The sequence below is a fragment of the Virgibacillus indicus genome, assembly GCF_002266285.1.
In the GTDB taxonomy this organism is placed as follows: Bacteria; Bacillota; Bacilli; order Bacillales; family Amphibacillaceae; genus Virgibacillus_K; species Virgibacillus_K indicus.
The window spans coordinates 1-24,274 of the sequence record NZ_NPMS01000004.1 but is presented as its reverse complement, the minus strand read 5'-3'; the positions used below and the strand labels follow the sequence as shown (position 1 = coordinate 24,274).

The window sequence follows — 24,274 nt, the reverse complement described above, 5'->3', positions numbered from 1 at the left end:
TCAGGATCGTTGGGATTCTCCCAAACCAAAAAAGGTTTAGAAACATTCCTTTAAAGGTATAAGCAAATATACCAATGGGAAGGGAGAAAATGTCTATGAACTCGATTTTAGACCAGTATTTCACATCCAGCTTCATGCAGGGAGTACAGAATTTTGTTATTGCTATCATTGTTCTCTTAGTTGGATGGCTGATTGCAAAAGCGATAGGCAATGCAGTAGAAAAAGCACTAGGAAAAACAAATTTAGATGAAAAACTATTTAACAAGTTTCGCACCAGTGATAAACCAATCAACTCGAATAAGATAATCGGTAAAGTGGTTTATTACATACTTCTGTTAGTGGTATTTATACTATTCTTTAATGTATTGAACCTGAATATGATTGCAAATCCGCTCTCAGAATTAGTCTCAACTTTCTTTGGCTTTATCCCAGCTGTTCTGAAAGCAGCATTAATTCTTGTACTTGCCTGGGTTATTGCTTCTATTGTGCAATGGCTTGTTGTGGAAGGAACAAAAAAGATTAACTTGCAGCATCTTTTCTTTAAGATGAAGCTCGCAAAATCAGAAGACGAAATTAACGGTTATCTGCAGACGATAGGAAAAGTAGCATTTTACTTAATTTTGCTGCTGTTTATTCCAGGTGTGCTTGATGCACTTAGCATCTCAGGTGTTGCACAGCCATTCAGCGGATTATTGGCAACCATCTTGGCCTTTATTCCTAAATTGCTTGCAGCAGCTATTATTTTCGCAGTTGGCTGGTTTGTTGCCAAAATAGTCAAAAATATTGTAGTTAACCTCCTGCAGGCTGTCGGATCTGAAAAATTAGTCGAACGTCTGAAAATGAAAAAGGTATTTGAAGGAACAAGTCTAGCTGCATTTGCAGGAAATCTGTTATTTATCATCATTATGATTCCAATAACAATCGCAGCTCTGGAAAAATTGGAGCTGACTGGAATAACGGAACCGGCTATTGGCATGCTTAACACTATCATGAATATGATTCCAAATATTTTAATTGCCATTGGATTAGTTCTGATTGGTGTCTGGTTAGGTAAATTTATCGGTGAATCTGTTCATAATTATCTGGAGAAATTAGGCTTTGACCGTTTAACAAGCAATTTGAAACTTGGTAATAAAGATGCAGCACAAAGTAAAGTGACGCCATCAGCTTTAGTTGGCTATATTGTACAGATACTGATTATCTTCTTCTTAACTGTACAAGCATTGTATCTTATCCAGCTTGACTTTCTTGTTGAAATCGCCTCTGCAATAACTGCATATTTGCCGCAAGTATTGGCTGCAGTTCTGATTCTTGGAATTGCATTGATCCTGGCAAATATTGTGAAAAAAGTATTGCGTAACCTGTTATCAGGACCAGCAACAAATATGCTGGCTGGATTTGCCAAATATGCGATTATCGTTTTAGCAGTGTTTATGGCACTTACCCAGCTGGGAATTGCGACAACGATTGTCAGCTCCGCATTCATCCTTATTTTAGGTGGAGTAGCACTAGCATTTGGTTTAGCATTTGGTCTTGGCGGGAAAGATTTTGCCAGTAAGTATTTGCGTAAATTTGATAATACAATTGACGAAACGAGAGTAAATGAATCAAAATCTTCTACAGAACCAATGCTAGGAACTGATTTCAATAAAGAGGATGGACTAAATGATGATATGTTTGGAAATGACATAGGTCCAGATAATAAAGATACAGACCTATAATTTCCCGCACATCAACGAGGGCATTTGCTGCAATTGCAGTGAATGCTCTTTTTAGTTATTTTTATGAGGAATATCCTCTCTGCGGCAGCCTAAGATAAAAATTCTGTAATAAGGCAAGCTTTTCGAGAATACTTTTACAAATGAAAATGATTATCAAAGTCATTGACTAATTGTCTGAAACCAAATACACTGTAGATATTGACTATAAATTAAAACATATATTTATTTGCTTTGTGAAAGTAACGAAACATAGGGAGAGATTCCAATGCAAACGTTAACCGCGAATGATTTGACGCTTGGTTATGGAGACGAAATTATAATCGATGATTTAAATATAACAATTCCAAAAGGTGAAATCACTGTTCTTATTGGCGGAAATGGCTGTGGTAAATCTACTTTACTTCGTTCATTGGCTCGCTTATTAAAGCCAAAGAGTGGTGATGTTGTTTTGGATGGGGAAGCCATTGCAAAAATGGGTACGAAGGAAGTTGCCAAAAAGCTGTCCATCCTGCCGCAAAGTCCAGTTACACCAGAAGGATTAACGGTTCATGATCTAGTAAAACAGGGAAGACATCCGTATCGCGGTTTTTTAAAGCAATGGTCCAAAGATGATGAGAATGCAGTAAATAATGCACTTGAATCTACAAATATGACCCAATTAAAAGACCGGGCGGTTGATTCACTTTCAGGCGGTCAGCGTCAGCGTGCCTGGATTGCTATGACACTGGCACAGGAAACTGATACGATCTTGTTAGATGAACCTACAACATATCTTGATATGACACATCAGATAGAAGTGCTGGATCTTTTATTTGATTTAAATGAAAAGGATGGCCGAACTGTTGTAATGGTATTGCATGATTTAAATCTTGCATGCCGCTACGCACATCATATTGTTGCCATTAAAGATAAACAGGTATTTTCCCAGGGCAAGCCGGAAGAAATCATTACATGCAAACTGGTACATGATGTTTTTCAAATGAAATGTGATGTTACCTTTGATCCGAGATTTGGCACACCAATGTGCATACCACATGGAAAAGGCCGCTGTATATTTGCCCGTCCAAATGAGCAATCGGCTGTTAATTAATAGAAATGTAACCCATCACAATGCTGATGGGTTTTTTTATATATTAATTCCATACATGCTTCCTGGATTTTTAGCCAAATTAAGGGCAGGAGGTGCTGTATGGAAAAGAAAAAATATTATATTGATATTGGATCAGGAGAAATTTCCCAAATAAAATATGATAATAATGACAGTTTTACCATTCAAGCTACGACGGAGGAAGTAAGTCTTCTGCGGGCCAAAATGGAAAATATGCATGATGCTGGTGTCCGTTCCTTTTTCCGGGCCCATGTGCCAATTATGCCTTACCATAATGATAAATCGAATGATGATTATGACAGTAATCTCACAGAAACCTATCAGATGCTATATGATTTAGGTGATGATGAGGTCAAAAAGCATATCGATAGCATTGGAATACTTACAGACGATCATATGTGACTGGTTTTGAGAATAAGATACAAATGTGTGTCTTATTCTTTTTTACTGGGATAAGCAGAAAAAGTGAATGGGAAATTTATCCTAAATGGTTTATTTTTTCACAAATCAAGGAATAGATAAAGTATAAGACATGTTAATTCAGCAACTAATTAGGGGGAAACATCCATGAAACATGTTAAATTAATTTTCATTTCAGGTATTATTATATTATTATCTTTGGGTATGGTTTCTGATTATCATTCTGCCACTGCCGTAACAATGGAAGCAAATAATCATCAAAAAATACAAAAAGAATTATCCGAAGAAATTTCGGCTGAGCAGGAGAGCAAAGCAAATATTACACACAAAGAAATTACAGCATTAACGGAGCAATTTATGGACATTCTGGTGCAGGAAATTGATGAGGATTATAAAGCAGTAAATGTTGATACAAAAAAGGAGCTTATGAATCAATTTGAACAAGTAACAACAAAAGAGACAGCAGAGCCTTATGTGGATTTTTACTATAAAGAAAAAGCAGATGGCTTATATATTTTGCCAACGGAAACACCGGCATGGTTTGATGCGGATAATGGGTATGATGTGGTACAATTGAAAGAGAATAAAGTAAAAGTTGTACAGAAAAATCAGGATGAAATGTTTGGGGAGTATACCATTGAATTAGAATTCACATATGATAATAAATGGAAGATAACTGGCATTTCATATTTGTAGAAGAAGGTTATTGAAGGAATGGAAGCAGTTGAAATGATGTATAAATTTAAAGATTATTACAGGAATGAAGTAACCCTTTCTTTTAAGGATCATCCATTTTCTGACGCACCAAAGCATGTTTGGGTTATATGCAAGCATAAAGGGAAATGGCTTTTAACGAAGCATAAAGAAAGGGGCCTTGAGTTTCCCGGCGGCAAGGTTGAAGAAAGTGAAAATGCAAAACAGGCAGCGATTCGCGAGGTAATGGAAGAGACTGGCGGAGCGGTTGAAACCATTCAATACGTTGGACAATACTACGTTTCGGGAAGAAAAGACTATATAATCAAAAATGTCTATTTCGCTGAAGTGAAGGCGCTAATCCCACAGGATACGTATTATGAAACAGAAGGTCCGGTTTTATTAGAAAAGATACCGGAAAATGTAAAGAGGAATAAGCAGTACAGCTTTATGATGAAGGATGAGGTATTAAAGCATTGCATGAATTATATTAAAGACAGAAAAAATCGCCAATGATGGCGATTTTTTTATACTGTACTTTTGTTTATCAGGTAGAATGCTTAATCAGCCACGCCTCTAACTTCTCAACAATTTTGTACATAATTGCTGCGAAAATGGCTATCAGTGCAAGGCTGGACATTACGAGGGAGAAATCGAATACCTGGAATCCATAGATAATTAAATACCCTAATCCCTGTTTGGAAACGAGAAATTCCCCAACGATTACACCAACCCACGAGAGTCCTACATTAACTTTCAATGTTGAAATCATTGCCGGCAGCGTTGCAGGGAAGACAGCTTCCTTAAAACATTGCCATCTTGTGGCACCAAAACTTTTTAATACTTTTTCGTAGTTTGGATCAACCTCATTAAAAGCGGAATAGACAACAAGCGTTGTAATGATAACAGAAATAATGGCACCCATAGCAATGATGGAAATATATCCAGGACCAAGTGCTACGATAATGATTGGACCGAGTGCAACCTTAGGCATGGCATTCATGATGACAAGATATGGATCCATGATTTTCGAAAACCTTGCAGATGACCATAATGCTGATGCAATAAGAATCCCAGCTATTGTTCCTATTAGAAAGCCAAGCAATGTTTCAAATAAGGTAACCTGAACATGTGTAAACATGGAGCCATCGGCAAATTTTTCAACAAGTACATTACCGACCCTTGAGGGGGAACTGAATAATAATGGATCTATCCAATAAAATTTGCTCGCAATTTCCCATAGGACAAAGAAAATAATTAAAATGCTGAGCTGCCAGGATATGACGATTCTCTTTTCCCGTTTCAGACTATTTTTATAGGCTTCAAAAAGATGCTGATCTGATTTTGCTTTCATTAGGTTGCTTCAGCTCCTTCTGAATCGGGTGCTCTCTCATCCAATTCCTTCCAGATTTTATCAAAAATAATTTGGTATTTCGGATGTCTGCGGACCAGAAATGGTGTTTCATTCCGAAGCTCGACTGGCACTTCAAACACCTTTGCAATCGATCCTGGATCGGCATTCATAATAAAAATGCGGTCACTCATTGCAATAGCTTCCCCGATATCATGTGTTACCAGGACCGTTGTTTTATAATATGTTTTTAACAGTTGGGAAACCAGATCCTCAAGCTTCAGTTTTGTCTGATAATCGAGTGCGGAAAACGGTTCATCAAGCAGCAATATCTTTGGATCATTTATTAATGTCCGCACAAGCGCTGCCCGCTGCCTCATTCCTCCAGATAATGCATCAGGATACGCATCTGATACATGTGCTAAACCTACCTCATCAAGCAGCTCCAATGCCTTTTCTTTCACTGCCGGGGCTTCCTTTTTGTATATTTTTGGCCCAATTAAAACATTATCAATAATTGTTTTCCACGGGAATAAATAATCCTGCTGCAGCATATAGCCAATTGGCAGTTCAGAATCAGTAATTGCTTCATTTTGCAGCAAGACACTACCTTTCGTTTGTTTCATGATCCCAGCAATAATTGATAAAATGGTTGATTTACCACAGCCACTAGGACCAAGCAGTGCGATGAATTCACCCTCCCCAACGGATAATGATATATCTTCCAGTGCTTTGGTATACCCGTTTTTGGAGAAGTAGTGATGGGTTACATGGTCTAAGGTTAGAAATGACAAATGCTCTCCTCCTTAGTCTGAAATAACTTCCTCAGCAATTTCTGTGTTCACAAGTTCCTCATAAGGAACGTCTGCAGGAAGTTCTCCGGCCTCATCCATAATATCCTTGAGGTTATTCCACTCTTCTTCATCTAAAATTGGATCTGTGGCAAATGAGTTTTGTGCTTTGTAACGATCAATGGAGGCAGCCAGCAGATCGAGCTCTGTATCTTCAAAATACGGCTGGATTGATTTTGCAATATCTTCTGCACTATTTTCCTGAACCCAGGCTTGTGCTTTGTAGACAGCTCTCGTAAACTTTTCAACTACTTCCTTATTTTCATCGATAAAGCTCTGTTTTGTCATGAATACAGTGTAGGGTACGTGCCCAGACTCTTCCCCGAAGGATGCAACAATATGGCCTTTTCCTTCTTTTTCAAACGTACTTGCAGTTGGTTCAAATAACTGAACATATTCTGCGTCACCTGAAACAAAAGCTCCTGGAATGTTGGCAAAATCAATGTTTTGCTGCAGGTCCAAATCAGCATGTGGATCGATTCCATGTTTTTTTAGAACAAATTCACCAACCATTTGCGGCATTCCGCCTTTACGCTGTCCAAGGAAAGTACTGTCTTTTGTATCCTCCCAGGTAAAATCAGGCTTAGGTTCCTTTGCGACTAAAAAGGTGCCATCTGTTTGTGTCAGCTGTGCAAAATTAATAGCGTAATCTCTGGAGTTTTGTGCATAGACATAAATAGAGGTTTCTGAACCGACAAGGGCAATATCCGCTGCATCAGAAAGCAATGCAGTCATAGTTTTGTCGCCGCCCCAGGCTGTCTGCAATTCGACATCAAGCCCCTCTTCCTCAAAAAACCCTTCTTCTAATGCAACATATTGCGGGGCATAAAATAGGGAACGTGTTACTTCAGATAATTTTATGGATGTTGGTTCATTTGATTGACAGGCAGCCAGAAAAATAAACATCAGTGATGAAACTACAGCGAGAAGCTTAACTTTTTTCATAGAATCCGGTCCTTTCCGTTCTGGTAATGGTTTGTCAAAACAGTTTATGCTTTTGTTAAAAAATGTGTGAATGCCTATATTGGAGGAGCATGTGAATTTAGATTTACACGAATGCTGGCATGAGATTTTACAGGCGGAATTTGCAGGAGTAAGAGAGAAGAGCTTCTATAGGCCAGAGTGGAGCTGGATTAGAGGAGGGGGGTCATATTGGGCGTTTCTACGTGCCCAGTTGGAGCTGAGTGAGAGAGGAAAGGTAACATAGGCGAGTTCTACGTGCCCAGTTGAAGTTATGTGAGAGGGGAAAGGTCACATAGCTGGGTTCTACGTGCCCAGTTGAAGTTATGTGAGAGGGGAAAGGTCACATAGCTGGGTTCTACGTGCCCAGTTGAAGTTGTATGAGAGGAGAAAGGTCACATAGGAGAGTTCTATGTGCCCAGTTGAAGTTATGTGAGAGGGGAAAGGTCACATAGCTGGGTTCTACGTGCCCAGTCGGAGCTGTGAGAGAGGAGAAAGGTCACATAGGAGGGTTCTACGTTCCCAATTGGAACTGGATAAGAGAAGAAAGATCATATAGGAGAGTTCTACGAGCCAGCTTAGAGCTAGTTGAGCAAGGAAGAGTCACATAGATAATCAAAACCATCTAAACTAAGTAATCGTTCTCCACAAAAAGGAAGTTGCTGCAGAAACAAAGAAATTATGAAATAACGTGATTCTTCAGCATCAGGAAAACAGCCAAAAAAAGCCGACCTCTGTTAAGAGATCGGCAATCAATGACTGAGCAGCTGCCCAGCCTTTCACTCATATAAAATAAAATCCTTTTGGGATGAGGAAATAAAGTGAATCTATTCCTTGGGGGAGTGTTTTGCCCCCAAGAATTTTCAGATGACCTTAATCTTTGTACAAAGGTCCAACCTGTTTGATTTCATCACTGGCCTGTGTGAATTTCTCAAAGTTGTTATGAAACTTCATAGCAAGTGATTGTGCTGCAGTTTCATAAGCATTTTTATCTTCCCATGTATTTTTAGGAACAAGAACTTCATCTGGGACACCTGGTACATGGATTGGCATTTCCAGTCCGAAAATATCATCTTTCACGGTTTCCGCATTGTTCAGTTCGCCTTCTAATGCTGAATGAACCATTGCACGGGTATAGGAAAGTTTCATTCGCTTGCCAACTCCGTATGATCCACCAGTCCAGCCGGTATTTACCAAAAATACATTTGAACTGTACTGATCAATTTTTTCACCCAGCATCTCCGCATATTTAGAAGGTGCCAATGGCAGGAATGGTGAACCAAAGCAAGCAGAGAATGTTGCTTGTGGTTCTGTAACACCACGTTCTGTTCCAGCCAGTTTGCTTGTGTAGCCACTCAGGAAATGATACATTGCCTGTTGCTTTGTCAACTTGCTGATTGGGGGCAAAGTACCGGATGCATCAGCAGTCAGAAAAATAATTGTATTTGGATGTCCTGCTACACTTGGTGAAACAATATTATCGATATTTTCCAATGGATAGGCAGCACGTGTATTCTCCGTCAGTGAAACGTCATCATAATCAGGAACTCTTGAATCTTCATCTAAAATTACGTTTTCCAAAACAGAACCAAAACGAATGGCATTAAAAATTTGTGGTTCTTTTTCTTCTGAAAGATTGATACACTTTGCATAGCAGCCGCCTTCAATATTGAAGACACCATTTGGACTCCAGCCATGCTCATCATCTCCAATCAGACGGCGGTAGGGATCAGCGGAAAGTGTCGTTTTGCCGGTACCTGATAATCCGAAGAACAATGCTACATCGCCTTCTTTGCCCACATTGGCTGAACAGTGCATGGAAAGTATTTCACGCTGTGGCAGAAGATAGTTCATTACAGAGAAAATTGATTTTTTAATTTCACCTGCATATTCTGTACCGCCAATTAAAATGACACGCTGTTTAAAGGAAACCAATATAAAGGTTTCTGAATTTGTTCCATCAACAGCTGGATCTGCTTTAAAGGTCGGAGCCGATACAACTGTAAATTCTGACTGATGATATTTGAGCTCTTCATCAGTTGGAGTAATGAATAGTTGACGGGCAAATAAGTTATGCCATGCATATTCATTAATAACCTGTATTGGCAGCCGATATTTTGGATCTGCACCAGCAAATCCTTTGAATTGGTATAATTCATCTTTATCTTTTAAATACGCAATTACTTTCTCATAAAGTTTGTTAAAGGATGCTTCATCAATTGCCTGATTTACAGCACCCCAATCCACATATTCTTCACAGATTTCATCTTTAACGATAAATTTATCCTTGGGGGAACGTCCGGTATAGGTTCCAGTTGTCGCACGTACTGCACCTGTTTCTGTTAAGACTCCTTCATTGTGTGATAATATTTTCTCAACTAATTGAGGTACGGATAAGTTTTTGTTCAGATTCTCATGTGAAGTCAGTTCTTTTAATAAGGTCTTCTCCACTGTTTTCATAGAAATTCCCGCCTTTTTGATGTATTTAAATAAAAGAGTAATATAGCAAATCAGCACTTATTCTTTAATATGGTTATTAGTATAACACATTCACTAAATTAGTCCATACTAATCATGATATTTTTTTATAAATCATTTAGTACACGGTTTATAGGTTGACATGACAGTGCTGTTTCGTTAATCTAAATGAAGAACGGATACTCTCTTATTCAGAGTTGGTGGAGGGACAGACCCGATGAAACCCAGCAACCATCACTGCGGTGAAAAGGTGCTAACCTGATGCAAGGATTTCTCCTTGAGCAATAAGAGCGAAAGGCCATTAATCCCTTTCCTCATATATAGGAAAGGCTTTTTTTGTTTTTAGGGTTAATAAACTATACTTGAAAATAGAGTTCCGTAATAAATTATCAGGGGAGGATTTAGCCATATGGCTCAAAACCGTCGATTATTTACATCTGAATCAGTGACAGAAGGGCATCCGGATAAAATCTCGGACCAAATATCTGATGCCATTCTTGATGAAATTTTGAAAAAGGACCCATATGCCCGGGTTGCTTGTGAGACTACAGTGACAACGGGTTTGGTGTTGGTATCTGGGGAAATTTCCACAAACACCTATGTTGATATTCCTGCAATCGTAAGACAGACAATCAAGGATATTGGCTATACTCGAGCAAAATTTGGATTCGATGCAGAAACCTGTGCAGTATTAACAGCAATTGATGAACAGTCTGCTGATATTGCAGGTGGTGTTGATACCGCGCTTGAAGCACGTCAAGGAAAAATGACTGATGAAGAAATTGCTGCAATCGGGGCAGGGGACCAGGGATTAATGTTTGGTTTTGCCTGTGATGAAACGGAAGAATTGATGCCACTGCCAATTTCACTTGCACATAAACTGGCAAAGCGACTTGCTGATGTTCGCAGGGAAAAAGTGCTTGATTACCTGCGTCCGGATGGAAAAACACAGGTAACGATAGAATATGATGAAAATGATAAACCCGTTCGTGTGGATACAATTGTTATTTCTACACAGCACCATCAGGATATTACAACAGAACAAATTGAAAAAGATTTAATTGAACATGTTATTCGTCCGGTTGTTCCAGACGAATTGCTTGATGGGACGACTAAGTATTTCATCAATCCGACTGGCCGTTTTGTTATTGGAGGGCCACAAGGGGATGCAGGCTTAACCGGCAGAAAAATTATTGTGGATACGTACGGCGGATATGCCCGTCATGGCGGGGGAGCATTCAGTGGGAAAGATTCCACGAAAGTAGACCGTTCAGCTGCTTATGCTGCAAGATATGTGGCGAAGAATATTGTTGCAGCAGAATTAGCCAAAACGTGTGAAGTGCAGCTTGCCTATGCAATAGGAGTAGCTGAACCTGTTTCCATTGCAGTAAATACATTTGGCACTGGAAAGGTAAGTGAAGAGGTGTTGGTGGAGGCGATTCGAAAACTATTTGATTTGCGTCCTGCTGGCATCATTCGCATGCTTGACTTGCAGAAACCGATCTTTAGAAGTACAGCAGCCTATGGCCATTTTGGCAGAACGGATATTTTATTCCCATGGGAAAAAACGGATAAAGTGGATGAGTTGAAGGCGTTGACAGAGCAGGAATGAAGAAGCAAGTAGGTCTTCATACAAACAGAATGATATGATTTACCCAAGAATATCATTATATTAAAATCAGTGCAGAAAAGGTTTGGATTAATCCAAACCTTTTCTATTTTTCTTACTCAACTTTTAAAAATGGGTTATTTCACCATTTCCCAAAATTGTGCTGCTGCTTTTGAAATTGGTGCATCTTTTAATTTCATCATTACTGGTTCCACACTAAAATCAAACTGCCCAAATTCATATATCTCTAAATGCTCGTAAAACAAGGATTTATAGTGCATTTTTGGAATAATGGAGATGCCTAATCCTCGATTGACAAGTGCAACAACCATTGGAATATCTTTGCATTCAGCAATAATATTGGGTTTTACCCCATGCTCTTCAAAGGCTTTTAATATATTTCCATAAAAAGAGTAACCTTCCATAGCGCCTAGCATGATAAAAGGAAGTTGAGCAATTTCCTTTAGTGCAGGCTGTGCAGAGAGGGAAGTTTTCAAGCTTCTAGGGACAATGAGCACGGCAGGTTCTTGTTTCAAGGGTTTTAGCTCATATTCCTCTGTATTAGTTGGTCTTAATAGTAAAGCAATATCAATTTCCTTTTGTTTTAACTTTTTTAATAAACCTTCCGAGTCCCCGGAAATAATGTTAATTTTGATTTGAGCAAACTGTTCTCTAAACTCTGCAATGTACTCTATCAGCATATTAGAACATGCTGATGAGACACCTATTCGTACTGTTCCAGCGGTACCTTCTTCTATTTCTTGAATCCGTCTTTTCACGTCGTCCATCTGACTTAATAATTGTTCTGCATATTGATATAAAAGCTGACCCGATTCAGTCAATTCCCACTTTTGCCGATAGCGGTGAATTAAAATTGTACCTAACTCTGTTTCCAGTTTTTTTAATAGCTGACTTAATGGCGGTTGCGCAATGTTCAATACTTCAGCTGCTTTCGAAATATTTTTTTGCTTAACAATTTCTGTATAATACTGTAATTGACGAATATCCATTTTTAAGCTCCATTATATGTTTTTATATATGACTTTTATTAAAAATATATATTATTAATATATCAACTCACATGTTAAAATGGAAGTTAGACTATTTTATAGAGAGGGATTTTATGAATCATATAAATGTAACAATGAAGCGGCTGAGTTTGTACGTTATCGGTTTGTTTTTTCTTTCGCTTGGTGTCAGCTTTTCCATACAAGCAGATCTTGGTGTATCACCAGTTTCTTCATTAGCCTACGCATTTGCGCTGTCTTCCGGTTTATCAGTCGGAACTATGACAGTAGTCGCAAATGTTTTATTTATTATCGCACAAGTAATGTTAAGTAAACGATTCGATTTGAAGGATTCTATTGTGCAATTAATTATTGCATTTTTATTTGGTTTTTTTATGGATGCAACATTATTTATTTTGCAGCTGTTCCCAGCACCTGAAACATTAGCAATAAGATGGGGATTTTTAATTATTAGCTTATTTGTTGTTGCAATTGGTCTACTTGGATATTTCAGTGCAAAATTCCCTTTAATGCCATACGATGAGTTGACCCATGTAATTAGTGAAAAATTTAAAATGAAGTTTAGTAAAGCCAAAATTTCCAGTGATTTATTAAATGTGGGGGTGGCAGGCTTAGTAAGTATCATTTTTATTCAATCATTAGGATCAATTGGTATTGGTACAGTAGCTGCTGCATACTATATCGGTAAAATTGTGGGCTGGCTAATGAAACATTGCCAAAAACACTTATTGCAGTGGGTTAATAGAAATAAAGAAGATAAAATTAAAGAATCTAAAGACAATGCGACACTGGAAGAGGAAAACACGGTTCTTCCATCTTAATCTAAAGATTCGTGTCGGATTGTCAGTAATCTAAAGCCGTTGTAATCGGCTTTTTCCTTACAGATCCGTATTTTCCTTATAATACTGTGCCCGCTTCACATAAGAAGTTCTGACACGTTCCAGTTCTGCATAATCTTCCTCTGTCAGTTTCCGCACCACCTTAGCAGGCCTTCCAAGCGCAAGCGTATGAGGCGGGATTTTTTTACCTGGGGGCACCAGGCTTCCTGCTCCGATAAATACACTCTCACCGATTTCAGCACCGTCCATAATAAGGGACCCCATTCCAATTAATGCATTTTTTCGAATGATAGAGGAATGCAATGTCACCTGGTGGCCAATAGTGACATCATCTTCAATAATAAGCGGATTATCCGGGCTTTGATGAAGCATGGATAAATCCTGTACGCTGACTCTTTTTCCAATGATTGTTGGAGCAATATCTCCGCGGATTACAGTGTTAAACCAGACGCTGGATTGTTCCCCGATTGTTACATCACCAATAATGGTAGAATTTTTTGCTATAAAAGCGGTATGATGAATATTGGGTATACTATTTTGGTAATCATGTATCATTTATGCTGTATCCTCCTAGACTATATGATGATATAAGTAGTATAACAAAAATAAGGGTATCACGTTTTAGAAATGAGGGATCATCTTGGCCAACCGCATTCCGGGATCAGCTATCCATTTAATGACTACTGTCTATCGGAAAATTTTCCCGGCTGTAAATAAGGAGCTTTCTTATTGGAGAAAAAGAGCTGAGCAGATTCCAAATGATGAATTGCGGATGCAGGCAATTTCCAGTATGGATTCGAAGCGATTTCACTGTCAGGGCGGGGCTGTTTATGCTCTGCTGGCAGGGGAGAAGTGGAAGGAAGCAATTCGTTTCATTGTCGCCTATCAGACAATCAGTGACTATTTGGACAATCTGTGTGACAGAAGCACATCGATGGATCCGGAAGATTTTCGACTGTTGCATAAATCAATGGAGGATGCGCTGACTCCGGAGAACGAATTAGAAAATTATTACTATCTTCGTGAGGATCAGGATGATGGTTCCTATCTTGCTGAGCTTGTGCAAACGTGTCAGCAGATAGTCAATAGCATGGATGGCTATTCCGCCTGTGAAAAACAGCTGCTTCATTTGGAGGGGTTGTATGCTGACCTGCAGGTACATAAACATGTGAAACAAAGTGAAAGGGTTCCAAGGCTGACTGATTGGCATTTGAAAAATAATACAGAGAACCTGAAGTGGTATGAATTTTCGGCCGCAGCAGGATCAACATTGGGTGTGTTTTGTCTGATCAGCTATGCACTTGGTGGTGGGATGACAGATTCTCTTCCGGATAAAATTCTGAGTGGCTATTTTCCTTATATACAGGGTTTGCATATTCTATTGGATTACTACATTGACCAACAGGAGGACAGAGAGGAAGCAGATTTGAATTTTTGCAGCTTTTATCCGGATTCGAAAACAATGAAAGATAGATTTGTTTTTTTTATTGAACAGGCAAAGAGAAATATTCAAGTGCTGCCTGATAAATCCTTTCATGAAATGGTTGTTAAAGGACTTGTGGGTTTGTATTTGGGAGATCCAAAGGTGCGACAGCTTCAGGATGGCCATAAGATGAAAGGGGATTTACTAAAGATCGGCGGCAATAATGCAAAGTTTTTTCACTGGAATACAAGGATGTATTACAAAATGAAAGCCGGCCGTGCATAAAAGATGCATGACCGGCTTCAAAGTTTATAATACCTTACTTAAAAAACTTTGTGTTCTGTCATTTTTTGGATTGCTGAATAATTCATTTGGTTCATTTTCTTCGACAATTAGTCCGTGATCAATGAACAGAACCCGGTCACTTACCTCGCGGGCAAAGCCCATTTCATGTGTCACAACGACCATTGTCATACCTTCAACTGCGAGCTGTTTCATAACTTCCAGCACATCCCCGACCATTTCAGGGTCAAGTGCTGATGTTGGCTCATCAAACAGCATGATTTTTGGGTTCATCGCCAGTGCTCTTGCGATGGCGACACGCTGTTTTTGCCCGCCGGACAGGGAATTGGGATAGCTCTCAGCTTTATCACTTAATCCGACTTTGGCTAAAAGCTCTTTCGCTTTATTTTTTGCTGCTTCTTTTGTAACTCCGCGTGCTTTCATAGGGGCGAGAATAATATTTTCCATAACGGTTTTATGTGGGAAAAGATTAAACTGCTGGAAAACCATACCAACTTCCTGTCTTATTTTATTGATGTCAGCTTTTTTATCAGTTATATCATTGCCGTCAATTATAACACGCCCATCTGTAATATCCTCAAGCCGATTTAAACAGCGCAGAAATGTGCTTTTTCCGGAACCTGATGCTCCAATCACGCAAACAACTTCACTTTCCTTAACATCGACACTGATATCCTTCAGAACTTCAAGTTCTCCGAAGGATTTTTTTAAGTTTTTAACTTCAATCATTGTCATCGCAATTCAAATCTCCTTTCCAGATAGCTGGAGAGCAAGGATAATAGATAAATCATGATAAAGTACATGACACCAACGACAAGCCATATTTCAAATGCTTTAAAGGTTGCTGCAATAACGACCTGCCCCTGCTGTGTCAGGTCGGCTATACCAATAACGGATAATAAGGAAGTATCCTTCAGACTGATAATCGCCTGATTCGTAAATGTTGGCAGCATTCTTCTAAACGCTTGAGGGAGAATTATGTAGCGCATATTTTGCGTACCAGACAAACCAAGTGATCTTGCAGCTTCGGTCTGTCCCTTATCCATGGATTGAATCCCGGCACGGATAATTTCTGCAAAATATGCCCCGGCATTTATAGCTACAGTGATGATCCCAGCCGTTTCCCGATCAAGTGATATAAAATCAAATGAATTTAAGCCAAAATAGAAAAAGAATAATTGAACCAATATTGGAGTACCGCGGATGGCATCAATAAAAATTTTGGCGATCCAGTTGAGAATCCAGATTGGAGATAGACGGAATAATGCCATGATAAGCCCGATAATAAATCCAAGAATGATTGCAAATACAAATACATATGCAGTTACTTTTATTCCTTCCCATAAATAGGGAAGTGCATCGATTATTGCTTCCATGTACTCAGCTCCTTCTAAAGATGATGAAAAGAAATAGACGCGCTGAGAAAGCGCGCCCTGATCAAATTTTACTCGCCAAGATACTTGCTTAAAATTTCATCGTATTTTCCACTTTCCTTCAGTGAAGCCAATCCATCATTAATTTTTTGCAGCAGTTCATCATTTTGCCCTTTTAGTACAGAAATTCCATAATTATCGCCATTTAGTTTATCTCCAACGATTTGGAGATCCAGACTGCTTTTTTCAATTGCATAGGCGATTACAGGATAGTCTTCGATAAGCACATCGGAACTGCCATTTCCAACCTCCTGAAACATTGCGGTGCTGTCATTTACCTGAACGATTTCATAGCCGTATTCAGCTTCATTGTCTGCAGCAAATTTTGCTCCAGTTGTTCCATTTTTTACAGCGATTGTTTTACCTTCCAAATCTTCTAAGCCGCTAATTTCTGAATTCCCTGCAGCTGTTACCAGTGTGAGGCCTGATTCAAAGTAAGGATCGGAAAAATCAACCGTTTCTTTTCGTTCCTCTGTGATACTCATTCCACCCATGCCGATATCGAGTTCGCCAGCCTGCATTGCTGGAATAATACCACTGAAATCCATGGATTCAATTTGAATTTCAAAGCCCTGATCTTCGGCGATTGCATTGATTAAATCAATGTCAATCCCAACCAGTTCGCCATCTTCCTGAAATTCGAATGGCGGATAAGTAGTGTCAACCCCAACGGTGTATACGTTTGAATCAGAATCGGAGTCACCGCCGTCTCCCGATGCCTCTTCGGAATCGCCGCTGCCACATGCCGCGAGCGCCAGTGTAAATAAAAGTAATAAACTAAATAAACTGAATTTTTTCATGAATCTGCCCCCTTGTTTTTAATTACTGTATTTATAGACTGTATTTTAAAGAAACAAAATTCTGAAGTCAAGAAAAATCAGATTATTGGGAATGGAGACAGGGGTGCAATGGAACAAAAGTTGAGAGATAAAGAAGTGGACTTGAGAGACAGCAAAGGAAAGTTGGGAGATAAAGCGGAAATTCTATATTGTCTCTCGACTTCATGCTGGTATCTCTCAACTTTATGGATACGTCTCTCAACTCCAAGCATTTTTCTCTCAACTTCAAGACGTCACATGAGCCTTAGAACTACTTTCTATTCTGCACAGCCAATAGAAAGGGAGGATTGTTTTTCTGATTAATAAATTCATACCGCATTACGTGATATTCCTTTTGTTCAAGCTGAGTGACATAATTTAGTACAGCTTCTTTTTCGGTCTTGCCGCCTTCGTGACCATGATAAACAACGATAACAATGAGGCCATCCTTTTTAAGATAGCTTAAGATTGCCTCGAGTGCTGTTATGGTCGATTCGGCTTTTGTAATAATGGCTTTGTCGCTCTTTGGCAGATATCCGAGATTAAAAATGGCTCCGCCGATTTCTCTCATTATGTAGTCTGCCGCATTGGCATGGCTGTCGCGGATCAGGGTGATGTTTGTTTTTCCAAGATCAGCGGCTTTTTGCTTTGTAGCTGAAATCGCCTGTTCCTGGATGTCAAAGGCAAGCACGTGGCCCTCCCCTCCAACAAGATCACTTAAAAATAGGGTGTCATTTCCATTGCCGCATGTAGCATCGATAACGGTTTCTCCTAATTCAACCGATTCCTTCAAAAGATAATGTGCGTAATCTAAAATTCCTTTAAGCATTTAGATGACTCCTTACTGATACTAGTATGTTCCTGAGTTTAACATGAACAATGAAAAACTTGAAACCTTATATGTATTAGTGTACTATCTAACTAGAACACTAATACAAGAGGGGTGATTTTAATGAATCAGGCATTCAGGGGATTATATTTTAAAGAATGGAAAATGATGAAAGGTTTTTTTATTGGTCCATTTGTTATTACGATCATTCTCATTTTGCTTTTGAATGTAACCAATGATGCACCAATCATAAATACAATTAGTGGGTTAATGGCATTTGGATATATCATTTTACCTGCAGCCGTTATATTCAGTTTAAATTCAGAGGTAAATCATTTGGAATTATTTTTGCATAACCCGCAGTCTGTTCATCTATTGCTTATCGTTAAATTTTTAAATGGAATATTATGTGCATTTACTTTTTTAGTTGTATTATCTTTATCTTTAGTGAGTATTGATATGATCTGGGAATCATCCTCCTTAACAGTTTTAGAGATGTTTTCTTATCTGCTTTTAATTATGGCACAGATGATTATTGTCTCTATTTATCCAGCAGTCATTTTGTTCTTCTTCTGGACATTACATCAAATATGGCGCACATACATAGGCGGATTAAGCATTTTTGCAGTTGTTGCATTATTAATTTTCAGTATTCAAATGATGAGCCTGTTTCGAACTACTGCTATTTACAAGGCATTAACCGATTGGGGAGCAGTTTCCATCTCTGTTAATAGTGGCTATTCTGGAGAGTTTTTGGCGCTGTCTTTTGGCATGTTTCAATTTAATGGTGATTTGCAATCCATTATCCATTTGGGACCTTATGTTTTTTACGGAATAATAACAGTATTGCTTTATTTCATTTCTGCTTATTTACTTGACCGTAAAGTGGAGGTATAGCATGGGGATTGATTTTGATGCAAATAAACCGATATACCAGCAATTAGTGAATCGGATATCCAGTGAGATTATTCGTGGAGTGAGGCAGGGCGGCGAAAAGCTTCCATCTGTTCGGGAGTATGCTTTAGAAGCGGGAGTTAATGCAAACACGATCCAGCGAGTGTACCGCGAACTGGAAAACTTGCAAATCGTTGTAACAAAGCGCGGCCAAGGAACGTTTATAACTGACAATCATAAAAGACTGGATACTTTAAGAGAAACCATGAAAGTGGAATTCATCCAGCAATTTATTCGCGACATGAAGGATATGGGTTTCAGTACCCAGGAGATGGTTGAGAGTATACAATCCGAAGGGCGGGATAAAAAGTGATTCAATTAGAAAAGGTCACGAAGAAATACCTTAGACATAAAGCAGTTAATCAATGTACGGCAACCCTTGAAGCCGGTAAGATTATCGGGCTGATTGGCGAAAATGGCAGCGGAAAAACAACCATACTAAAATTATTGGCGGGATTATTACGGCCTACCAATGGCAGGGTATTAATTGATTCCAAGCAGGTTAACAGAAGTATAAGTGATAGATTAGCTTATTTAACTGATATGGATTACTTTTATCCTTACTTTACAATAAAGGAATTAATTGATTTTTACCATAGCCAGTTTAAAGATTTTGACAAGAAGAAAGCAATGGACATGGCTGCTTTTATGAAGCTGAACGTAAAGCAAAAAATAAGATACTTATCAAAAGGAAATCTCAGCCGGGTTAAAATAGCCGTTACACTTTCCCGCAATGTCCCATATATTGTATTAGATGAACCTTTTTCTGGGCTAGATCCGTTAGTTCGAAAATCCATAATTAATGGCATCATCAAATTTATGAATTTAGAAAGCCAGACCCTAATTGTGACAACACATGAACTTAGGGAAGTGGAACCAATTCTTGATGAGGTGCTGTTACTGAAGGACGGCAGAATTATAGCACAAAAATCAGTTGATCAAATCCGTGATGATTATAGAATGGATGTTGTTGATTGGATGGAGCAAGTTTATGAAACAACAAAATAGGGATATAATAATGATGATTACTTACCTTGACAAAGCAATTTCGATTCATTACAATTCGATATACATAATATAACGACTATGCGAAGGATCAGTAATAAATTGCTTCAGGAATAGAGAGACAGTGGCTGGTGGAAACTGTACCTGGGTATTTATGAACTCGCCTTTAATGTTGCAGAAGTGAAATTAAAGTAGATTCTGCCGTATATCTGCGTTAAGGATACAAGTGAACGCTAAAATTTAGTGTTAATTTGGGTGGTACCGCGGGAAATAGAAGCTTCTCGTCCCTTTTTTACAGGGATGAGTGGCTTTTTTTAATTGAAGGAAGTTTATGAGGAGGAAAGACAGATGAGCTTTAATCACCAGCAAATTGAAAAGAAATGGCAAAACCATTGGATGGAAAATAAAACATTTAAAACAAACACATTTTCCGAAAAAGAGAAGTTTTATGCATTGGATATGTTCCCATACCCATCAGGATCTGGACTGCATGTTGGTCATCCGGAGGGGTATACGGCAACTGATATCCTCTCACGCATGAAGCGGATGCAGGGGTATGAGGTGCTTCATCCGATGGGGTGGGACGCGTTTGGATTGCCTGCAGAGCAATATGCACTTGATACAGGCAACAGTCCGAAAGCATTTACGGAAAAAAATATCGCTACATTTAAACGGCAGATCCAGGAGCTTGGTTTTTCTTATGACTGGGACAGAGAGATCAGCACAATGGAGCCGGACTATTATAAGTGGACGCAATGGATTTTTACCAAGCTGTATGAAAAAGGTTTGGCATATATGGATGAAGTTGCGGTAAATTGGTGCCCGGCACTTGGCACGGTTTTGGCCAATGAAGAAGTTATTGATGGAAAAAGTGAACGAGGCGGGCATCCAGTAGTACGCAAACCGATGAAGCAATGGATGTTGAAAATTACCGCATATGCGGATCGGCTGCTTGAGGATCTGGAAGAATTGGATTGGCCGGAGAGCATTAAAGATATGCAGCGAAATTGGATTGGCCGCTCTGAAGGTGCCGAAGTGACGTTTACTATTGAAGGTTCTGATAAGGATTTCACTGTCTTTACAACTAGACCGGACACATTGTTTGGTGCCAGTTACGCTGTTCTTGCTCCAGAGCATCCGTTTGTTAAATCGATTGTTTCTGCCGAACAGAAAGAGGCTGTAGAAACTTATTTGAATAAAGTACAGACAAAATCGGATTTGGAACGAACCGATCTGGCAAAAGATAAAACTGGAGTATTTACAGGTGCTTATGCAATCAATCCGGTTAATAATGAAAAAATGCCAATCTGGGTAGCTGATTATGTGTTGATGAGCTATGGAACAGGAGCTATCATGGCAGTTCCGGCACATGATGAGCGTGACTATGAATTTGCCACGAAATTTGAGCTTCCTATAGTAGAAGTAGTTGAAGGCGGAGATATTTCCAAAGAAGCCTATATTGGTGATGGAAAGCATGTGAATTCAGATTTTCTTAACGGTCTGGATAAGGATGAAGCTATATCAAAAATGATTGACTGGCTTGTGGAAACAAATAAAGGTGAGAAAAAAATAACCTATCGTTTGCGTGACTGGCTGTTTGCAAGGCAGCGTTACTGGGGCGAGCCGATTCCAGTTATTCACTGGGAAGATGGCACAATGACAACAGTGCCTGAAGAGGAACTGCCGCTGGTGCTTCCGGAAATGGAAGACTTTAAACCATCCGGAACCGGGGAATCGCCGCTTGCGAATGCGAGTGACTGGCTGAATGTAGTTGACCCTGAAACTGGAATGAAAGGACGCCGGGAAACTAGCACCATGCCGCAATGGGCAGGAAGCTGCTGGTATTTCTTAAGATTCATTGATCCTGAAAACAGCGAACAATTAGCTGATCCTAAAGCATTAAATGAATGGCTGCCGATTGATATTTATATCGGAGGAGCGGAGCACGCGGTACTTCATCTGCTTTATGCACGCTTCTGGCATAAATTCCTATATGATATTGGAGTTGTCCCAACAAAAGAACCGTTTATGAAGCTGTTTAACCAGGGAATGATACTTGGGGAAGGCAATGAAAAAATGAGTAAATCCAAAGGGAATGTTGTAAACCCTGATGATATTGTTTCTTCACATGGTGCGGACACATTGCGCCTGTACGAAATGTTTATGGGACCACTTGATGCTGCAGTAGCATGGTCCACAAATGGCCTGGACGGGGCAAGACGTTTCCTTGACCGGATTTGGCGTTTGCTGATCAATGATGATGGATCTTTGTCCGGTAAAATAACGGATGAGGGAAATGCTTCATTAGATAAGGTGTACCATGAGACGGTTAAAAAAGTAAGTGAGGATTTCGAAAACCTTCATTTCAATACAGGTATTTCGCAAATGATGGTGTTTATCAATGAAGGCTACAAAGCGGAAAAGCTTCCTAAGGAATATGTCGAAGGCTTTGTAAAAATGCTCTCACCGGTTGCACCACACTTGGCTGAAGAATTGTGGTCACGACTTGGTCATGGTGAAACAATCACCTATGAACAATGGCCGGTATATGATGAGACAAAACTAGTGGAGGATGAAGTCGAAGTCGTCCTTCAGGTTATGGGCAAGGTACGTTCAAAGATTAATGTAGCAAAAGATATTTCAAAAGATGAACTTGAAAAGTGCGCACTTGCTGACGAAAAACTTCAGGAGTGGCTGGAAGGTAAGACAATCCGAAAAGTAATTGTCGTACCAGGAAAGCTGGTAAATGTTGTAGCAAACTAATCAGAAAAAGGATCACTTCTCCAGAACAGGGAAGTGATCCTTTTACATTTACGTTGTTGGAACCCAGTCCGTCTTTAAAATAATCCATTCATTGTCTTCGTAATACCAGAGTGTTTCAATCGTTCCCAATTGGTCTGCATGATATGCCCCGCTTATTTGCTGATAGCTTTTTAGTCCATAACCTTTGCTTTTACTGATTAAGACAGGGTCATAAAAAGCAATTGGATCAATCATAACTGATTTTGGCTTCAGCAAGTTCCCCTCTGTATCATAAATTCCAAGACGAATATAATCATCTGCCCGGTCCTTAACATCAACTACAATTGGTTTGCCTTCAGGTGTAATTTGAATGGTAACATTAAAGTTTTCCTGAAAACTTCCCTTTATATAACGCTGCTCGGGAAGGGGAATATCCGTTAATTTTTCGTTTGCCAATGTATTCAGCTGGTAAGTATAAAGCCCGCCACTGCCTCCAGTTGGACTTTGATAGAAAATATCATTTATCTGATCGTGATTTAAATCGACGAACTGAAGGACAGGTTCATATCCACCGCCATATGTTATTTTCCAATGTTCATCATGCTTACTGGTAATCTCAGCCCATATTTCCCGGTAGTAGCTGGCAGATTCGGAAAATAATATTCCTTTCAGTTCAATGGTCTCGTCAACTCCATCACCAGTGACGTCAGACTCATAGGTCTCGATAATAAAAGCTTCCGGTTCTTTTTCAGAAGCAATTGCTGTGTGGTTTATACTAACTGAAATTATTAAAGCCAATGCAAATAGAGTTAACTTCTTCATAGCGATCTCTCCATCCTTGTTTGATACTGTTAGATTATGTCATTTGTTTGCAAGCTATTCCCGAAAAAAGTATGATAAACATATGAAATTTAGAAGAGAGGATGAGGAAAATGGAACATATAAAAGAACTGGAACCAAATGAAGTAGAAAAATTAATAGATGATGAAGATACTGTGATTATTGATGTTAGAGAAGATGACGAAGTTGCACAGGGAATGATTGAGAATGCTAAACACATTCCATTGGAAAAGATACCTTATGCAAAAGATGAACTGGATAAGGATAAGCATTACGTTTTTGTATGCCGATCAGGCGGCAGAAGCATGACAGCAGCATCTTATATGGATGAACACGGACTAGATGTTTCAAACATGCGGGGCGGAATGCTTGAGTGGCAGGGAGAAGTTATTATTTAGCAGGTAATTGATAGGTATGGAAAAGCTCTAACCTTTCACAGCACATGAAAGGTTAAAAAAGTATTGACTTTTATGTGCTGTGAATGTATTATTGATTTTGCTGTCAAAAACAGCGGTGAAAGATAAATGTATAAGAGCTTAGCACTGCATTAAAAAAATGTCTGCTTATGTTGATAGAATGTAAATGGAATATTGACAGAATGTAAATAGAAGTGATATAATAACTGTCCACGGTAAAAAGTTGTCGATTCAAATAGATGCAAAATAAAATTAATTATTGACAATGTTTTTACTTGTGTGATATATTTATCAGGTCGCAAAAATGAAGCGACATTGAAATTTGCTCCTTGAAAACTGAACAAAACAACCAGTATGTCAGGAAAAACATGAACTGTTTTTTCTTTAAGAAACTCAGAAGGTAACACTTCTGAAAAGCTAAGACAATTGATGGAATTGATTGGTGTTAATTCC

25 protein-coding genes, 1 riboswitch and 1 other annotated feature are annotated in these 24,274 nt (G+C 39.0%); of the genes, 13 read left to right on the top strand and 12 right to left on the bottom strand.

Annotated elements, in window-relative coordinates:
* Positions 1-95: 95 nt before the first annotated feature.
* The 5 genes from CIL03_RS09550 to ytkD all read left to right on the top strand — a co-directional run bounded on the left by CIL03_RS09550 (position 96) and on the right by ytkD (position 4,458).
* The gene (locus CIL03_RS09550; RefSeq protein WP_094885635.1) at positions 96-1,721 is read left to right on the top strand and encodes a mechanosensitive ion channel; all 1,626 of its coding nucleotides are present in this window, start codon (positions 96-98) and stop codon (positions 1,719-1,721) included.
* Between the two features lie 265 nt (positions 1,722-1,986).
* Positions 1,987-2,811 (top strand): ABC transporter ATP-binding protein, encoded by an 825-nt coding sequence (locus tag CIL03_RS09545; protein ID WP_094885634.1) that lies wholly within the window; start codon positions 1,987-1,989, stop codon positions 2,809-2,811.
* A 99-nt stretch (positions 2,812-2,910) separates the two neighbouring features.
* Positions 2,911-3,231, top strand: coding sequence for a hydrolase (locus CIL03_RS09540; protein WP_094885633.1), 321 nt, complete (start codon positions 2,911-2,913; stop codon positions 3,229-3,231).
* Between the two features lie 165 nt (positions 3,232-3,396).
* Complete coding sequence (locus tag CIL03_RS09535; RefSeq protein ID WP_094885632.1) at positions 3,397-3,945, top strand: hypothetical protein; 549 nt, start codon at positions 3,397-3,399, stop codon at positions 3,943-3,945.
* Positions 3,946-3,981: 36 nt separating this feature from the next.
* Positions 3,982-4,458 (top strand): RNA deprotection pyrophosphohydrolase, encoded by a 477-nt coding sequence (gene ytkD / locus CIL03_RS09530; protein ID WP_094885942.1) that lies wholly within the window; start codon positions 3,982-3,984, stop codon positions 4,456-4,458.
* A 31-nt stretch (positions 4,459-4,489) separates the two neighbouring features.
* Here ytkD and CIL03_RS09525 read toward each other — a convergent pair whose 3' ends face one another.
* The 4 genes from CIL03_RS09525 to pckA form a co-directional block, all read right to left on the bottom strand.
* Complete coding sequence (locus tag CIL03_RS09525; protein ID WP_094885631.1) at positions 4,490-5,296, bottom strand: ABC transporter permease; 807 nt, start codon at positions 5,294-5,296, stop codon at positions 4,490-4,492.
* A complete protein-coding gene (locus CIL03_RS09520) occupies positions 5,296-6,087 on the bottom strand; it encodes an ABC transporter ATP-binding protein (protein ID WP_094885630.1) in 792 nt (263 codons plus the stop codon). The genes CIL03_RS09525 and CIL03_RS09520 overlap by 1 nt, the downstream gene beginning before the upstream one ends.
* A 12-nt stretch (positions 6,088-6,099) precedes the next feature.
* Positions 6,100-7,089, bottom strand: coding sequence for an ABC transporter substrate-binding protein (locus tag CIL03_RS09515; RefSeq protein WP_094885629.1), 990 nt, complete (start codon positions 7,087-7,089; stop codon positions 6,100-6,102).
* Between the two features lie 888 nt (positions 7,090-7,977).
* Positions 7,978-9,564 (bottom strand): phosphoenolpyruvate carboxykinase (ATP), encoded by a 1,587-nt coding sequence (gene pckA, locus CIL03_RS09510; RefSeq protein WP_094885628.1) that lies wholly within the window; start codon positions 9,562-9,564, stop codon positions 7,978-7,980.
* Positions 9,565-9,766: 202 nt separating this feature from the next.
* Positions 9,767-9,873, top strand: a riboswitch (SAM riboswitch).
* A gap of 118 nt (positions 9,874-9,991) precedes the next feature.
* Here pckA and metK point away from each other — a divergent pair.
* On the top strand, positions 9,992-11,194 hold the full coding sequence (metK, locus tag CIL03_RS09505; RefSeq protein WP_094885627.1) for a methionine adenosyltransferase: 1,203 nt from the start codon (positions 9,992-9,994) through the stop codon (positions 11,192-11,194).
* A 134-nt stretch (positions 11,195-11,328) separates the two neighbouring features.
* Here the strand turns inward: metK and CIL03_RS09500 are convergent, their stop codons facing one another.
* On the bottom strand, positions 11,329-12,201 hold the full coding sequence (locus CIL03_RS09500) for a LysR family transcriptional regulator (RefSeq protein WP_094885626.1): 873 nt from the start codon (positions 12,199-12,201) through the stop codon (positions 11,329-11,331).
* 113 nt (positions 12,202-12,314) lie between these two features.
* Here CIL03_RS09500 and CIL03_RS09495 point away from each other — a divergent pair, with 113 nt between their 5' ends.
* Positions 12,315-13,040: a YczE/YyaS/YitT family protein gene (locus CIL03_RS09495; protein ID WP_094885625.1), complete on the top strand. Its 726-nt coding sequence runs from the start codon at positions 12,315-12,317 to the stop codon at positions 13,038-13,040.
* 57 nt (positions 13,041-13,097) lie between these two features.
* On the opposite strand, the gene CIL03_RS09490 is transcribed toward CIL03_RS09495, so the two are convergent.
* The gene (locus tag CIL03_RS09490; protein WP_094885624.1) at positions 13,098-13,613 is read right to left on the bottom strand and encodes a gamma carbonic anhydrase; all 516 of its coding nucleotides are present in this window, start codon (positions 13,611-13,613) and stop codon (positions 13,098-13,100) included.
* Between the two features lie 85 nt (positions 13,614-13,698).
* Here CIL03_RS09490 and CIL03_RS09485 point away from each other — a divergent pair, with 85 nt between their 5' ends.
* The gene (locus tag CIL03_RS09485) at positions 13,699-14,766 is read left to right on the top strand and encodes a tetraprenyl-beta-curcumene synthase family protein (RefSeq protein WP_276282945.1); all 1,068 of its coding nucleotides are present in this window, start codon (positions 13,699-13,701) and stop codon (positions 14,764-14,766) included.
* 24 nt (positions 14,767-14,790) lie between these two features.
* Here CIL03_RS09485 and CIL03_RS09480 read toward each other — a convergent pair whose 3' ends face one another.
* The 4 genes from CIL03_RS09480 to mnmM form a co-directional block, all read right to left on the bottom strand.
* The gene (locus tag CIL03_RS09480; RefSeq protein ID WP_094885623.1) at positions 14,791-15,519 is read right to left on the bottom strand and encodes an amino acid ABC transporter ATP-binding protein; all 729 of its coding nucleotides are present in this window, start codon (positions 15,517-15,519) and stop codon (positions 14,791-14,793) included.
* Positions 15,516-16,160, bottom strand: a complete 645-nt coding sequence (locus CIL03_RS09475; RefSeq protein ID WP_094885622.1) for an amino acid ABC transporter permease — start codon at positions 16,158-16,160, stop codon at positions 15,516-15,518. The genes CIL03_RS09480 and CIL03_RS09475 overlap by 4 nt, the downstream gene beginning before the upstream one ends.
* Before the next feature lie 68 nt (positions 16,161-16,228).
* Complete coding sequence (locus tag CIL03_RS09470; RefSeq protein WP_094885621.1) at positions 16,229-17,017, bottom strand: transporter substrate-binding domain-containing protein; 789 nt, start codon at positions 17,015-17,017, stop codon at positions 16,229-16,231.
* A gap of 289 nt (positions 17,018-17,306) precedes the next feature.
* Positions 17,307-17,864, bottom strand: coding sequence for a tRNA 5-(aminomethyl)-2-thiouridylate-methyltransferase MnmM (gene mnmM, locus CIL03_RS09465; RefSeq protein ID WP_094885620.1), 558 nt, complete (start codon positions 17,862-17,864; stop codon positions 17,307-17,309).
* Positions 17,865-17,987: 123 nt separating this feature from the next.
* On the opposite strand from mnmM, the gene CIL03_RS09460 reads away from it, so the two are divergent.
* The 4 genes from CIL03_RS09460 to leuS all read left to right on the top strand — a co-directional run bounded on the left by CIL03_RS09460 (position 17,988) and on the right by leuS (position 22,586).
* On the top strand, positions 17,988-18,761 hold the full coding sequence (locus CIL03_RS09460) for a hypothetical protein (RefSeq protein ID WP_094885619.1): 774 nt from the start codon (positions 17,988-17,990) through the stop codon (positions 18,759-18,761).
* 1 nt (position 18,762) lies between these two features.
* Entirely contained in the window at positions 18,763-19,131 is a 369-nt protein-coding gene (locus CIL03_RS09455) for a GntR family transcriptional regulator (RefSeq protein ID WP_094885618.1), read from the top strand.
* Positions 19,128-19,826: an ABC transporter ATP-binding protein gene (locus CIL03_RS09450; RefSeq protein ID WP_094885617.1), complete on the top strand. Its 699-nt coding sequence runs from the start codon at positions 19,128-19,130 to the stop codon at positions 19,824-19,826. The genes CIL03_RS09455 and CIL03_RS09450 overlap by 4 nt, the downstream gene beginning before the upstream one ends.
* A gap of 69 nt (positions 19,827-19,895) precedes the next feature.
* Positions 19,896-20,115 (top strand) — a binding site (T-box leader).
* Positions 20,116-20,171: 56 nt separating this feature from the next.
* Complete coding sequence (leuS, locus tag CIL03_RS09445; RefSeq protein ID WP_094885616.1) at positions 20,172-22,586, top strand: leucine--tRNA ligase; 2,415 nt, start codon at positions 20,172-20,174, stop codon at positions 22,584-22,586.
* 48 nt (positions 22,587-22,634) lie between these two features.
* On the opposite strand, the gene CIL03_RS09440 is transcribed toward leuS, so the two are convergent.
* Positions 22,635-23,387, bottom strand: a complete 753-nt coding sequence (locus tag CIL03_RS09440; protein ID WP_165767924.1) for a hypothetical protein — start codon at positions 23,385-23,387, stop codon at positions 22,635-22,637.
* A 110-nt stretch (positions 23,388-23,497) separates the two neighbouring features.
* Between CIL03_RS09440 and CIL03_RS09435 the strand changes: the two genes are divergently transcribed.
* Positions 23,498-23,803: a rhodanese-like domain-containing protein gene (locus CIL03_RS09435; protein ID WP_094885615.1), complete on the top strand. Its 306-nt coding sequence runs from the start codon at positions 23,498-23,500 to the stop codon at positions 23,801-23,803.
* A 149-nt stretch (positions 23,804-23,952) separates the two neighbouring features.
* On the opposite strand, the gene CIL03_RS19975 is transcribed toward CIL03_RS09435, so the two are convergent.
* Positions 23,953-24,274 (bottom strand): hypothetical protein (locus CIL03_RS19975; RefSeq protein WP_206207688.1); only part of this gene is annotated, 322 nt, incomplete at its 5' end.